The 12,920-nt window shown below is 58.1% G+C and carries 13 protein-coding genes and 1 pseudogene; 8 read left to right on the top strand and 6 right to left on the bottom strand.

Features of this window, described 5'->3' with window-relative positions; translation table 11 throughout:
* Positions 1–101: 101 nt before the first annotated feature.
* Together FHT84_RS10155 and FHT84_RS10150 are read right to left on the bottom strand one after the other, a co-directional pair.
* A complete protein-coding gene (locus tag FHT84_RS10155) occupies positions 102–1,544 on the bottom strand; it encodes a CHAD domain-containing protein (RefSeq protein WP_145644836.1) in 1,443 nt (480 codons plus the stop codon).
* Positions 1,545–1,794: 250 nt separating this feature from the next.
* Entirely contained in the window at positions 1,795–1,944 is a 150-nt protein-coding gene (locus FHT84_RS10150) for a hypothetical protein (protein WP_112345624.1), read from the bottom strand.
* A 347-nt stretch (positions 1,945–2,291) separates the two neighbouring features.
* Between FHT84_RS10150 and FHT84_RS10145 the strand changes: the two genes are divergently transcribed.
* The 5 genes from FHT84_RS10145 to FHT84_RS10125 all read left to right on the top strand — a co-directional run bounded on the left by FHT84_RS10145 (position 2,292) and on the right by FHT84_RS10125 (position 7,214).
* Positions 2,292–2,822 carry a 2Fe-2S iron-sulfur cluster-binding protein gene (locus tag FHT84_RS10145; RefSeq protein WP_145644837.1) on the top strand — a complete coding sequence of 177 codons (531 nt, stop codon included), beginning with the start codon at positions 2,292–2,294 and terminating at the stop codon, positions 2,820–2,822.
* Positions 2,819–3,808, top strand: a complete 990-nt coding sequence (locus tag FHT84_RS10140; protein ID WP_169645416.1) for a xanthine dehydrogenase family protein subunit M — start codon at positions 2,819–2,821, stop codon at positions 3,806–3,808. Before FHT84_RS10145 ends, FHT84_RS10140 begins: the two co-directional genes overlap by 4 nt.
* Positions 3,805–6,090 carry a xanthine dehydrogenase family protein molybdopterin-binding subunit gene (locus FHT84_RS10135; RefSeq protein ID WP_145644839.1) on the top strand — a complete coding sequence of 762 codons (2,286 nt, stop codon included), beginning with the start codon at positions 3,805–3,807 and terminating at the stop codon, positions 6,088–6,090. Before FHT84_RS10140 ends, FHT84_RS10135 begins: the two co-directional genes overlap by 4 nt.
* 349 nt (positions 6,091–6,439) lie before the next feature.
* Entirely contained in the window at positions 6,440–6,616 is a 177-nt protein-coding gene (locus FHT84_RS10130) for a hypothetical protein (protein ID WP_169645414.1), read from the top strand.
* A gap of 97 nt (positions 6,617–6,713) precedes the next feature.
* Positions 6,714–7,214 carry a ferritin-like domain-containing protein gene (locus FHT84_RS10125; RefSeq protein WP_112345627.1) on the top strand — a complete coding sequence of 167 codons (501 nt, stop codon included), beginning with the start codon at positions 6,714–6,716 and terminating at the stop codon, positions 7,212–7,214.
* A gap of 77 nt (positions 7,215–7,291) precedes the next feature.
* Here FHT84_RS10125 and FHT84_RS10120 read toward each other — a convergent pair whose 3' ends face one another.
* The 3 genes from FHT84_RS10120 to FHT84_RS10110 all read right to left on the bottom strand — a co-directional run bounded on the left by FHT84_RS10120 (position 7,292) and on the right by FHT84_RS10110 (position 9,328).
* Entirely contained in the window at positions 7,292–8,386 is a 1,095-nt protein-coding gene (locus FHT84_RS10120) for a PAS domain S-box protein (RefSeq protein ID WP_145644840.1), read from the bottom strand.
* Positions 8,387–8,567: 181 nt separating this feature from the next.
* A complete protein-coding gene (locus FHT84_RS10115) occupies positions 8,568–8,729 on the bottom strand; it encodes a DUF1328 domain-containing protein (protein ID WP_113248975.1) in 162 nt (53 codons plus the stop codon).
* A gap of 71 nt (positions 8,730–8,800) precedes the next feature.
* The gene (locus tag FHT84_RS10110) at positions 8,801–9,328 is read right to left on the bottom strand and encodes a hypothetical protein (RefSeq protein ID WP_145644841.1); all 528 of its coding nucleotides are present in this window, start codon (positions 9,326–9,328) and stop codon (positions 8,801–8,803) included.
* 344 nt (positions 9,329–9,672) lie between these two features.
* Between FHT84_RS10110 and FHT84_RS10105 the strand changes: the two genes are divergently transcribed.
* A complete protein-coding gene (locus FHT84_RS10105; RefSeq protein ID WP_113248973.1) occupies positions 9,673–10,092 on the top strand; it encodes an HD domain-containing protein in 420 nt (139 codons plus the stop codon).
* Positions 10,093–10,159: 67 nt separating this feature from the next.
* Here the strand turns inward: FHT84_RS10105 and FHT84_RS10100 are convergent, their stop codons facing one another.
* On the bottom strand, positions 10,160–10,447 hold the full coding sequence (locus FHT84_RS10100) for a DUF3175 domain-containing protein (RefSeq protein ID WP_113248972.1): 288 nt from the start codon (positions 10,445–10,447) through the stop codon (positions 10,160–10,162).
* Between the two features lie 223 nt (positions 10,448–10,670).
* On the opposite strand from FHT84_RS10100, the pseudogene treS reads away from it, so the two are divergent.
* A pseudogene (gene treS / locus FHT84_RS10095) lies at positions 10,671–12,317 on the top strand (maltose alpha-D-glucosyltransferase); the annotation flags it as partial.
* Between the two features lie 315 nt (positions 12,318–12,632).
* On the top strand, positions 12,633–12,866 hold the full coding sequence (locus FHT84_RS10090; RefSeq protein ID WP_145644843.1) for a DUF2934 domain-containing protein: 234 nt from the start codon (positions 12,633–12,635) through the stop codon (positions 12,864–12,866).
* Positions 12,867–12,920 lie beyond the last annotated feature (54 nt).

The following is a 12,920-nucleotide window of genomic DNA, read 5'->3' as shown; positions in this document are numbered from 1 at the left end:
CATGTCAAATGCGATGGCGAGGCAACGATGAATGGGTCTGCTGCGATATCCAAACCGCAGCCGAACTGCTCTAAAAGTCGACAATCGCGCGGGAGGCACGCCTATCGCCAGAAGCGCTTGGTGTCGAGGACGTCGTCGAGGGCCGCCTGCGCCGCCGCGATCAATGACCTCTTGTCGGCATGCAGGATGACCGATGCGGCCTCGGGGTGGTCCTGCAGGCCGTGCTTCTCCAGCACGCTGGGGCCGGTCGCCAGGTCGTTCAGCGCTCCAAGCTGGTCCTGCAATTCTTCCATGGCCTTGATGAAGCGCTTGTGGCGGCGAGCCTCCTTATGGTCGGCGAACAGCGTTTTGAAGAATTCCGCGGCGTAGCGCAGCTTTTTGGCATCCTTCCTTGCCTCGTGCCGCTGCTCGTCGTCGACATGTGCGAGATCGCGGCCGTGCTTCTTCAGCTTTTTCCGCATCTTGTCGAGCGCTTCGACCGCCTGTTCGCCGATCGTCTTGTCTTTCGCCGGTCCATCCAGATAGGCGCCCGTGTGCAGCCATTCATGGAAATCCAGCATCAGCGCTCTGGCGCGGGGCGATCCCAGCGCATTCTCGACCTCGTCATAGGCGGCTTCGCGGGCTTGCTGCAGCCTATCTGCAAAATCCCCGTCTTTCGCTTTCGGCAAAAGGACGTCGATGTTGCGGGCTTCGCCCAGCACACCGGCCAGCCAGCGGAATTCGCCGGATAGTCGGCGAGCTTCATCGTCCAGGACCGACTTGAAGAGTGAGATGGCGGATCGCAGCCGCCGCATCGCGACGCGCGCCTGATGAAGCGCTTCTGCGCTTCTTCGATGCAGCAGTACGTTTTCGTTCAATCGAAATTGGCGGAAACAGGCCTGCGCTATCGCCTTGAATCCATCGACGGCGCTCGACCGCCACTCCAGGTCGATTTCCGCCGATTTATGCACATGTTGCGCTGCGGCCAGCAGCCGGTACCCGCGCTCGGCCTTGGAGTGGACGCCGAACTTGAACGGAACGATCGCCTCGATCTTGCGTGCGAGAGCAAACAAATCCTTCGGATCGCCGTCCTTCAGTTCCAGTTCTATCTCGCAGATAGGCGCCTGTCGATCAGCCTCCGCGGCCGTGCCCCGATCGGCAGCGAGCTCGATTTTGGAGCCGTTCTCGACCAGGTTCCAAATCCGGCGGTCGATGGAAACCTCAAACTGGGGAAGGAGATCTTCCCGAATGTCGCCGAACTGATTGAGAAGAGGGCTCGTATGGTCGAGGGCAGGGACATCCGTCTCGACGGCGGTCTCCCATTCCGATCGGGCGAACAGCGACGCGCTGGGACCGGTTGCCTTCACCGTTTGCGTCCTCGCGGCGCCGGAGCGGCGGATACGGAGTGTGAAACCTGCGTTGAACAATCTGCGGTCGTCCGTATCGAAATAAATCGAATGCTGCTCGACCTTCTCGGCGGGTTCGCCGAGAAGGTCCGACGCGACGAGGCTGTCCATCTCCAAATGCGACAGATCAAGCTTCAGTTCGATTTCAGCCACCTTCATGCTCCCTATACCCAATATGATCTATGGAATGGTTTCCTGGTAGGGATAATTCAATCGTCTCACATTCAGATGAAAGCATGCTTTCTCCGCAAGATCACTGTCTGGCGTGATGAAATCGACCGAAAGCCAGGGTATGGCCACGATAAATCGGTAAGGCGGCCAAAAGCTCGCCTTCGATCATCGCGAGTCCTGGTCCTACCCATCATCGGCAGGCCTGGACGCTTCAGGCCGCTGCTTCGTTGGCAGCCGGCTAGTGGCGCTTGAAATATTGCACCTCGCGCTCGTGCTTTTCGGCAGCCTCACGCGTTTTGAAGGTGCCGAGATTCCTGCGCTTGTTTGTCTTCGGATCGACCTTGCGCGAGTAAAGCCGGTATTCGCCGGATTTCAGTTTGCGGATCATGGGCGTGTTCTCCGTTCAAGGAGATTTAATCCTCGCAGAGCTGTTCTGGTTCCAAGGGACCCGATCGGCGCAATGCCATTGCTTTCGTGCCCTGCCACATCGTGAAAGCCGGAACGAGCGCTGCGCGGTCCTCACTAAATCCAAGGCACGCGCAATCTTCCGGGAACAATTGGCCGCCCGTCTGGTTGTCGCTCAGGCAGCAGCGGAGGCTTCGAGATGAGCAAGCTTGCTCTGCCCCGGCTGCCAGGCAAAGGCGCGCGAGGTCCACGGATCGGATGCCGGCCTGGAAACACTGGCTGGACGCTATTACCCGATATGCATCGGTTGCCATCAGGGAGGCAAAGATCATGAAGTTCACGATCAACGGTGAAGACGTTGAGGTGCAAGCCGATATTCGCACATCGCTGCTCGATCTGCTGCGCAATATCCTTGGCTTTACCGGCACAAAGAAGGGATGCGATCAGGGCGCTTGCGGCGCCTGCACCGTCTTGGTCGACGGTGAGCGCATCAATTCCTGTCTGACGCTCGCAATCCAGTATCAGGGCCGCAGCATCACGACGATCGAGGGTATTGCTTCGGAAAGCGGGCTTCATCCGCTGCAACAGGCTTTCGTCGAATGCGAGGGCTTTCAATGCGGATATTGTACGCCGGGGCAGCTCTGCTCCGCGATCGGTATGATGCATGAGGTCGATCGCAACGTGCCGAGTGCGGTCACAAAGGACCTTTCGGCAGCGAGCGTCGTTCTCGATGAGATCGAGCTTCGCGAACGAATGAGCGGCAATCTCTGTCGATGCGGCGCCTATAACGGCATTGTCGAGGCCATCTCGCAGACCTTCGCGGAAAGTGAAAGCGAGAACGAGAGGAGGGTACGGGCATGAACCTCTTCTCCTACGAGCAGGCATCCAACGCCGCCGCCGCCATCGATCTTGCCAAAGCCGGCAACGCGCCGCGATATCTAGGGGGAGGCACGAATCTCGTCGATCTGATGCGCGAAGACATCGAACGCCCGGACATGCTGATCGATATCACGCAATTGCCCGCCGACATCGAGCCACGCTCCGACGGCAGTCTTCTGATCGGTGCCGCGGCAAAGAACACCGCGCTTGCGGCAGATTCCTACGTCCGCTCGGCCTTGCCGCTGCTTTCCCGCTCCATTCTTGCGGGGGCGAGTGCTCAAATCCGCAACATGGCAACCGTCGGCGGCAATATCTTGCAGCGCACGCGCTGTCGCTACTTTTATGACGATGCGGCTCATTGCAACAAGCGGCATCCGGGTGACGGCTGCGACGCCAGAGACGGTTTCAACCGCTATCATGCGATCCTTGGCGCTTCGCCTTCCTGTGTCGCGACCCATCCGTCCGACATGTGCGTCGCGCTTGCCGCGTTGGATGCGAGGCTGCACCTGAAGGGTCCTATCGGCTTGCGCAGCATGCCTTTCCTGGATCTGCATAGACTGCCCGGAGAAAGGCCCGATATCGAAACAGACTTGCAGCCGAACGAACTGATCACCGCAGTGGAAATTCCGCCGCTTCCCTTCGCCCGGCGTTCCACCTATCGCAAGGTGCGCGACCGGGCAAGCTATGCCTTCGCTTTGATCTCCGTCGCCGCCGCCGTCGACATCGACGAGGCGGGCAAGGTGCGCGATGCCCGGCTGGCACTCGGCGGCGTCGCCCACAAGCCCTGGCGCGCCTTGAAGGCCGAAGCGGTCCTGAAAGGCGCGCCTGCCAACGTCGAAAGCTTTCGCGCGGCAGCCGAAGCGGAACTCGCCGCGGCGATTGGGCTGAAGGATAACGGATTCAAGATCGAGCTGGCGAAACGAACGATCGTCGCCGTTCTCGATGAGTTGAAGGGAGAGGGCGCATGAGCGTACAATCCGATACCCCGAAAGGAATCCCCGGTAAATGGCAGCCGGCTGTCACATCCGATCCGCTGCTGCGCAAGCACGGTGCGCTCGGACGGCCGATCTCACGCGTCGACGGGCCGCTCAAAGTTGAAGGCAAGGCCCGTTTTGCAGCCGAATATCCTTATGAAAACATGTGCTACGCCGCTCTCGTCTTCAGCAAGATCGCGCGAGGCCGCATAACGGAGCTTGATACCGCCGCTGCCGAAAAGGCGCCCGGCGTCGTACTGGTGATGACCTACCGGAATGCGCCCCGGATGAAAGCGCCGTCCCTGATGATGTCCTCGCCCTCCGCCGCCGGCGCAAGCGATCTGCCCGTCATGCAGAATGACGAAATCCACTGGAACGGCCAGGCTGTCGCGGTGGTTCTCGCGGAAACGCAGGAGCAAGCCGACCATGCCGCATCGCTGGTCGCGGTGGACTATGCTCCGCTTCTCGCGGTTACCTCCTTTGAGGAAGCCAAGAGGAAGCCGCGTCAGCTGGAGACATTGCTCGGCCAGCCGCCGATCCTGGACATCGGCGATGCGGAAGCTGCCCTGAAGGCATCTGAAGTTCAGGTGGACAATATCTATCGGACGCCTCGGTACAATCACAATGCAATCGAACTGCACGCCGCAACGGCCGTCTGGAAAGGCGATGAACTGCGCGTGCATGATGCGACACAGATGATCGATCTGACCGCGGGACAACTCGCCGATATTTTCGGCATCGATCCGGGCAAGGTGCGCGTGACCTCTCCCTATGTCGGAGGAGGTTTCGGCGGCAAATGCCTGTGGGATCATCAGATCCTGGCATGCGCGGCTGCCAAACTCGCGCAGCGCCCGGTCCGCATCATGCTGTCGCGCGAGGGTGTCTTCCGTCTTGTCGGCGGCCGCACGGTGACCGAGCAGCGCGTGGCCTTGGGCGCCAACACCGACGGAACGCTCAATGCGCTTGTTCATACCGGCATCGTCGCGATGACGCTGCATAATTCCTGCCCAGAGCAGTTCACCTTTCCGGCCCGGCATCTCTATGCCGCCCAAAGCTTCCGCTTGGCCCAGGAGGTTGCCGACATGGATATGCTGGCGAATACCTTCATGCGCGCACCTGGCGAAGCCATCGGGACGTTTGCGCTGGAATGCGCGCTGGACGAACTGGCCGACAAGCTTGGCATCGATCCGGTCGAACTGCGCAGGCGCATCGAGCCCGAAAAGGATCCAACGAGCGGAAAGTCCTTCTCCTCGCGTCATTTGCTCGAAGCCTATGAGAAGGGTGCCAAGCAATTCGGCTGGCATCGCCGCGATCCGGAGCCGCGCCGGCGGCGCGAAGGGGAATGGCTGATCGGCATGGGCTGTGCGACTGCGACCTATCCCTATCATCGCTTTCCCGGAACTGCGGCAAGCATCAGGCTGACGGTTGACGGCCGCGTCACGGTTTCGACGGCGGTTCACGACATGGGTATGGGAACGGCAACGGCGCAGACACAGCATATCGCCGCGCGTCTTGGCATTCCGGCCGATCGCATCACCTTCGAATATGGCGATAGCGCCTTGCCTCGCGGCATCATCGCCGGCGGCTCGACACAGACGGCTTCGATCGGCGGCGCGATCATCGCTGCGACGGAAGTCTTCATCGAAGAGCTGATCAAGCTTGCAGGAAATGCCTCGCCGCTCGCTGGCCTTTCGCTTACCGATGTCGAGCCGCGCGATGGAGGGATCGGTCATCGCGATGATGCCGACCGCTTCGAGACGTATGAATCGATTCTCCGCCGTTCCGGCCGCAATGAGCTTGTCTGCCAGGCCGAAGCACCGCAGCCGGCCGAGATGGAGGCTTTCTCCATGCACTCCTACGGTGCGCAATTCTGCGAAGTCCGCGTCAGCGAGATTACCGGAGAGATTCGGGTTACGCGCTTCCTCGGTTCATTCGATGCCGGGCGAATTCTGAATGCCAGGACGGCGACCAGCCAGTTCAAGGGAGGCATCGTCATGGGAATTGGTCTCGCCTTGACGGAAGAGACGAATTTCGATGAGCGGACGGGCCGCATCGTCAATGCCTCGCTTGCCGAATATCATGTACCCGTGCAGATGGATGTGCCGCAGATTGATATCATCTATACGGATGTCGCCGATCCGCAGGCACCGATGGGAGCACGGGGCATCGGCGAGATCGGCATAACGGGCGTGGCGGCCGCCGTCGCCAATGCCGTCTTTAACGCGACCGGCAGGCGCATTCGCGAATTGCCGATCACGCTTGATAAAATGATCTAACGTAAGTGTAGCCTTAAACTAAGCGGATCACATCGCGTGATATCCGCCAATGAAGAATTCGCAAGATTGTGGGAGCAGGCGGCATGTTTCGGCCGCGGTAGCTATGCATTTATCCGGACTTCTTTCGCCGGTTATAGTCTGTCGAGTAGGTATTTCGCATGATGGCGAATACACGGCTCTTGAGAACGAAGCTATCGAGATGGGAAAGACCGCCGCCCTGTGTCGCTCGCATTCATTGGTGAAATAGGAAGACAGTATTTTTTGAAAGTCTTCGTGGAACCAAAGCCTAATCTGTCTGTTTGGAAGTCGAGACCGACAATGTCTCGCAATCAAACTAAGGAGAAAGAACATGGCAACTCAAGGCGGTTCACATGATCAGCATGTCAAGGCTGGCCAGCAGAGCCACAAGAATACCGGCACGAAGCAGCAAGCTTCGTCTCGGAACGAGCAGTCAAAAGAGGGAACGCGTGGTGGCAGCCACGAACAACATGTGAAGGCCGGCCAGAAGAGTCACAAGAACTCGTGATTCAGTTTTCATGCAATGCCGCGCAGGCGGTCTTTCTCTGCGGGCGGTAGGAAGCCAGCCGCCCGAAAGAACTCACCGATAATCGTTGGAGGAAACAATGGCATCCGAGAAGACGTTGAACGATCTGTTCCTGGATACTCTGAAAGACATATACTACGCCGAGAAGCAAATTCTCAAGGCCCTGCCCAAGATGGCGCGTGCGGCGCAAGCAGAAGAAGGCAAGCAAGGTTTTCTGCACCACCGCGATGAAACGCAAGGTCATGTCGAGCGCCTGGAGCAGGTCTTCGAAATGCTGGGGAAGCCGGCACGGGGCAAGACATGCGAGGCGATCCAGGGCATCATAGCCGAAGCCGACGAGATCACCGAAGAGTTCAAGGGTACGCCCGCTCTCGACGCTGGCCTCATCTCTTCCGCCCAGGCTGTCGAGCACTATGAAATCGCCCGCTATGGTACTCTTATCGAATGGGCCAAGCAGCTCGGGTTGAAGGACGCAGTGCCTCTTCTTCAGCAGACGCTGGCAGAAGAAAAAGCGACCGACCAGAAGCTTACCAAGCTTGCGGAAACGGCCGCGAACGCAAAGGCGAAAAGAGCGGCGTAGAAACCTGGCCGCATTTTCATGCGTCGATGCGCTGCCGAGGCAGCGCATCGCTCGCGATCAAACATGAAAGCACTCTGCTAACGACGCAGGACAGCCGAGGGAATTCGCAAGAAAATTTTCAGTCCCGCCGGATTCCATTCGCGTTCGATGGATCCCTGAAGCGACCCGATCGTTGCTTTTTCGAGCTGTGAACCAAAGCCGCCAGGACCGTCAGGCTGATGGACGGGAGGCCCTCCGATTTCCCGCCAGATGAGCGAGAAGTCCGTATCGTTGCGCACCTCGATTTCAATGCGGCCCTCCGGTGCCGATAAGGCGCCGTACTTCGTCGCGTTCGTCGAGAATTCGTGCAGGAGCAAGGCAAGCGACGTCAGCATGTTCCCGTGCACCGGCACATCCTGGCCTCTTATAGAGATACGCTCGACGCCGTCGACTTGATGGGCGGCAAAGAGAGCCTTGACGAGCGCAAAGAGCGTTGTTTCCTGCGACAGATAGCTTTCGGCAAGACCCACATCGGGGAGGGTCAGCTCGTTTGCAATCGCCAACGCGCTTATCCGGGCTCGCACGTCGCGCGCAAGTTCCTGGACCGTTGTCGCCGTGCGCTCGCTCAAGCCGACCACTGCGTTCGCAATAGCGAAAATATTCTTGATTCTATGGTTCATTTCCCGAAGCAGAAGGACCTGGCGTTCGGCGGCGCGCTTGCGCTCGGAAATGTCACGTGCGACCTTCGAAGCTCCGACGATACTGCCATGGCTATCGCGGACCGGGGAAACCGTCAGCGAAATATCCAGCAAGGTCCCATCCTTGCGGCGGCGGACGGTTTCATAGTGCTCGATCCTCTTTCCGCCGCGAATGCTGGCGATGATAACGTCTTCTTCATGCAGTCGGTCGGCGGGGATGATAATGGAAATATGCTGGCCGATCGCTTCGTCCGCGGTATATCCGAAAAGCCGTTCGGCGCTTCGGTTCCAGCTCGTGATGTGCCCGGTGAGGGATTTGCTGACGATCGCATCGTCGGAGTTCTCGACGATCGCCGCGAGCAGTGCCTGCGCCAAAGGAGCGCCGGCGCTACCGGGTTCCGCAGGCGAGACGACCGTGTTTGATGATGAGGAAGTCGTTGCCGTATCTTGTTGGAAATCTGTCGATTTCAGTAGATGAGGTGCTTCTTCACGCATTCGCTGCCTCCCGTTTCCGTCCTGCCGTTTTGGTGAACCACCATCTCCTGTATTTTTCGATACTCAAGGAGATGGGGCGGCCGGCTGCCAGACGCAAGGGCCTTCATGCTCAGCTCATGCGGGAACCAGGCGTTCGATTCTAGCGCTCAGGAGAGGGAAACCATCTCCGGCTGTTCGTGCCCTAACGCCTCATCACATTCATAACCAGGGAGACAACGAAGAATAGCAGGAAGATGAAGAACAGCACCTGAGCAATTGACGCCGACGCGCCGGCAATGCCGCCAAATCCGAGGGCGCCTGCGATCAGGGCTACGACCAGAAATACCAACGCATAGTAAAGCATCTTACTCTCCATTTGTTGCTGAAATGGAGAACGAAGCAGCTATGAGTTTGTTCCATCGTTAGTAATGAGGTCTAAGCGGCAAACTTCGCTTCCCGCGCGTAAGCCGTGCGGCCATCATCAGCCGGTGGCGGCGGTTCCGCGGCTTCCAGATACAGTCTTGCCGGCACGCTGAGTGCGAACCACAGACTGGCGCCGAGGAGAAACAATGCCGTCGTCTGATCGTCCACCTGGACGCAGAATGGAAAGACGACCGAAGTGAACAGCACCGTTAGGCGAACAGCCCATTCGGCTTCGCGCTTGCGAACCGCAATGGCCGCCAGCGCACGATAGGCACGGATATTATAGGTTGTCGTGGTGCGACCGAAGGCCAGCATTCGGAGCGATGGAATGGAGAGCATCAACAGACCGGCGAGCGTTATCCCGTAGGCGGTGCCTGCCAGGAAGAGACTGCTTGCGGACAGAAGCGACAAAATGATGAAGAGATTCCAGATAGGAGCAAGTTTCTGCGGTGATTGGCCTGTTTGCTCGTGCCACGTCCGCAGCGCCATCGCTCCGCAATGAAGCAATGGTCGATCGACATAACGATTGATGAATTCCATGCGGCGCCCTTCCAAAGTCATAGGGAGCCAAGATCAGAAAAATTCGGCATCAGCATGGCAGGCACCGAATTGCGATGAAAATAGACAGCGATCCTGCACCGCGCGGCGGCGAAGAGGGAACAATCCGTTTTGAACTTGGTTCATTGGCTGATTTCGGGGAATGCGCTTCCTTGGGGAGGCTCCTATGTTGCCGGTCTTCGTGTCCATCGAAAAGGAGGGTAAGATGTCGGCTTCGGCATTCCAGGACACCTTCCTCGGGCATTCACGAAGTTCAGATATCCTTGCAATCCGATTTATTGTGTCCGTTCGGCCGGTATCCCCGATGACTGGAGGCATTGAATGTCATGAAGCACCTTGACCAAGCCATACAGATTGCGCTCGAGGCGCATGAGGGACAGACCGACAAGACGGGGCGCCCTTTCTTCGAGCATTGCCAGCGGATCGCACTTCTCGTTTCCGGGGATGACGCCCGTACGGTCGCTTATCTTCACGATGTCGTCGAGAAAGGAAGGGGATGGACGCTCGATCGATTGAGAGAAGAGGGTTTTCCGCCAAAGATCATCTCCGCCGTGGATGCATTGACGCGGCGATCGGACGAGCCGTATGACGAATTCGTCACACGGGCGGCGTCGAATGCATTGGCACTGCCGGTGAAAAAGGCCGATCTGGAGGACAATCTGTGGCAAAGCGAGCAGATCGGCAAAAGCGGAGAGAAATATCAGCGCGGTTTGCAGATCTTGATTGGGATTATGGGGAAGATTTAGCTTCGATTCGCCCCTGAGCCAGCATTTCCGCTGTTCCATCCAAGCAAGAGCCGATCGCAGATGAGATCTAGGGTTTGCGGCCGAAATCCTTGCGCAACTCGGTCTTTGCCTTTTCCAGCGTTGTCCGTCTCGACTTGGAGAGCTGGTCGCCTGCCCGGTTGATATAGAAGTTCAGCATGGACATCGCCGATTGAAATGGGCCTGACTTGCGACGATGGCTTTGCTCGGAGGATTGCTTGAGAGAATCCGCGATCTTCTTGGCGCTGCGCTGTTTGAAGACGCCCTTGTCGAGATCCATCGCGTCGCTGTTATCCGTCACCTGCTGCGACCATTTTTTCGATTTCTTTTTTGACATCGTACCTTCCTCCTTGAGATAGCGCCCACAAGGGCAGCCGCGTCAGGGCTTCCCATGGTATCAAGCCAAACACGCAGAATTCTCCCCGGTTCCCGGTATATCAGCCGGTCGAACTTCAGCTTCGAAGCTGGCATTCACAATTGGTGGCCTTGAAGAGGCCGTTGGCGACATTAATTCCAGAAGAGTGGGATTGGCGAACAGGGATTGCCCGAGGAGCAGCCGATTGAACAGGACTGAACGTGAGCTTCGGTATCCGTCCTGGCACAAGGATGCCGTAATCTATCAGCTACATGTCAAATCCTTCTTCGATGCCAACGATGACGGATTTGGTGATTTCGAGGGTCTCACCCAAAAACTGGACTATCTGGCATCGCTTGGTGTCAACGCGATCTGGCTGCTGCCCTTCTATCCGTCTCCCCAGCGCGACGATGGCTATGATGTCCTGGATTACAAAAGCATCAGCCCGGAGTTCGGCAGCCTTGCCGACTTCAAGGTCTTCGTGGACGCTGCCCATGCGCGCAAGATGCGCGTGATCATCGAGCTGGTCATCAACCATACATCCGATCAGCATCCCTGGTTTCAACGCGCGAGACACGCACCTGCCTGCTCGCGCGAGCGGGATTTCTACGTCTGGTCGGATACGGACGACAAGTTTGCCGATACGCGCATTATCTTCGTCGACAGCGAAAGATCCAACTGGAGCTGGGATCCCGTCGTCGGGGCCTATTTCTGGCACAGATTCTATTCGCATCAGCCGGATCTCAACTATCACAATCCGGAGGTCATCGAAGCGCTCCTGGACATCATGCGTTTCTGGCTTGATCTCGGGGTGGACGGTTTTCGCCTCGACGCCGTTCCCTATCTGGTCGAGCGGGAAAACACCAACAACGAGAATCTTCCGGAAACGCATGAACTGCTCAAGCGCATCAGGAAGACCCTCGATGCCAGCTATCCTGGCGTCATTCTTCTTGCCGAAGCCAATCAGTGGCCGGATGAGGCACGGGATTATTTCGGAGAGGGCGATGAATGCCACATGGCTTTCCATTTTCCGCTGATGCCGCGCATATTCATGGCGGTCGCCACGGGAGACCGTCAGCCGATCGTGACGATTGTTGAGCAGACCCACGATATTCCGGAGGATTGCCAATGGGCCATTTTCCTCAGAAACCATGATGAGCTGACGCTGGAAATGGTCACCGAGGCCGAGCGCAATTTCATGTGGGACACCTATGCGTCCGACGAGCGCGCGCGGCTCAACCTCGGCATCCGGCGCCGTCTGTCGCCCTTGATGGATCAGGACAGGCGTCGCGTCGAGCTTCTGCAAGCGCTGCTGCTTTCGCTGCCGGGCAGTCCCGTCCTATATTACGGTGATGAAATCGGCATGGGCGACAATGTCGAATTGGGCGACAGGAACGGTGTCCGCACGCCGATGCAATGGTCCGACAGCAGAAATGGCGGGTTTTCGAATGGCGATCCGGAAATCCTCGCGCTTCCGCCCATCGACGATGCCCGGTATGGATTTCGCGCCATCAATGTGGAGGTGCAGGAGAACGACCCGCATTCTCTGCTGAACTGGATTCGCCGCACTTTGGCAATCCGCTCCGGGCATGAAGCCTTCGCACGGGGTCATATTCGTTTCGTGGATACGGATAATGCCGCCGTCATCGCCTATGTCAGGGAATATGGCGGCGACCATGTGCTTTGCGTCGCGAACCTGTCGAAAGTTCCGCAAGCCGCCGATCTCGATCTGCACTGTTATGCAGATCGACGCCCGAGGGAACTGTTTGGCGGTGCGGCATTCCCGATCATTGGCAAGCGGCCCTATATGCTCACATTTCAGCCCTATGGATATTTTTGGCTCCACTTGGAGCGCCATTCCAAGTGAGAGTGCTTTGCCGGTAGGCTCGACACCAGCGGCCCGGCGGCCGTCATTCTGGCGCATGCTCCTGCGCAGCCGGCGTTCATGAGCCCATGCCCTCGTCGAAATCCCTGAAATAGCAGCATTCCCACCAAAAATAACGGATCCAGTGGAACATCGGAGCGGTACCGCGGTTTGACAGATTCAGAGCATTTCCAGGGATGCAGCGGTTTTCTGCCCCGGATGCTCTGGTGAGCAAGCCGATGATACAGGTTTGCCGTGAGCGGAGATGGCCTTGCCGATATATCACCCGAAGGATTGCGATCGATGAGCCAGACTTCAAAGGAAGAAGCCATACGCTTGCGCGCCTACCAAATATGGCAGGACGAGGGCCAGCCGGATGGACAGGATCTTGTCCATTGGCATCGTGCAGCCCAAGAGATCCTTGCCGAAGACGGCCAGCAGCAGCCTGAAATGGATGAGACAGAGGCCGTGACGCAGGCCACGACATCGCCGCAAGCGCCGCCGGTGCTTTCGGTCGAGCAGAAGCCGCGCCCTTGAGGCTAGGACCCTCGGTCGGGAAAAGTGCTTCAGGGCTTTCCGTTCTTCTCTGCG

This window comes from Rhizobium sp. BK289 (assembly GCF_014193575.1).
Taxonomy (GTDB): domain Bacteria; phylum Pseudomonadota; class Alphaproteobacteria; order Rhizobiales; family Rhizobiaceae; genus Rhizobium; species Rhizobium tropici_C.
This window is presented reverse-complemented; position numbering and strand designations above follow the sequence as displayed.

Coding starts and splice junctions, on each gene's coding strand:
- FHT84_RS10155 (WP_145644836.1), bottom strand. CDS start 1,544: ATGAAGGTGGCTGAAATCGAACTGAAGCTTGATCTGTCGCATTTGGAG.
- FHT84_RS10150 (WP_112345624.1), bottom strand. CDS start 1,944: ATGATCCGCAAACTGAAATCCGGCGAATACCGGCTTTACTCGCGCAAG.
- FHT84_RS10145 (WP_145644837.1), top strand. CDS start 2,292: ATGAAGTTCACGATCAACGGTGAAGACGTTGAGGTGCAAGCCGATATT.
- FHT84_RS10140 (WP_169645416.1), top strand. CDS start 2,819: ATGAACCTCTTCTCCTACGAGCAGGCATCCAACGCCGCCGCCGCCATC.
- FHT84_RS10135 (WP_145644839.1), top strand. CDS start 3,805: ATGAGCGTACAATCCGATACCCCGAAAGGAATCCCCGGTAAATGGCAG.
- FHT84_RS10130 (WP_169645414.1), top strand. CDS start 6,440: ATGGCAACTCAAGGCGGTTCACATGATCAGCATGTCAAGGCTGGCCAG.
- FHT84_RS10125 (WP_112345627.1), top strand. CDS start 6,714: ATGGCATCCGAGAAGACGTTGAACGATCTGTTCCTGGATACTCTGAAA.
- FHT84_RS10120 (WP_145644840.1), bottom strand. CDS start 8,386: ATGCGTGAAGAAGCACCTCATCTACTGAAATCGACAGATTTCCAACAA.
- FHT84_RS10115 (WP_113248975.1), bottom strand. CDS start 8,729: ATGCTTTACTATGCGTTGGTATTTCTGGTCGTAGCCCTGATCGCAGGC.
- FHT84_RS10110 (WP_145644841.1), bottom strand. CDS start 9,328: ATGGAATTCATCAATCGTTATGTCGATCGACCATTGCTTCATTGCGGA.
- FHT84_RS10105 (WP_113248973.1), top strand. CDS start 9,673: ATGAAGCACCTTGACCAAGCCATACAGATTGCGCTCGAGGCGCATGAG.
- FHT84_RS10100 (WP_113248972.1), bottom strand. CDS start 10,447: ATGTCAAAAAAGAAATCGAAAAAATGGTCGCAGCAGGTGACGGATAAC.
- FHT84_RS10090 (WP_145644843.1), top strand. CDS start 12,633: ATGAGCCAGACTTCAAAGGAAGAAGCCATACGCTTGCGCGCCTACCAA.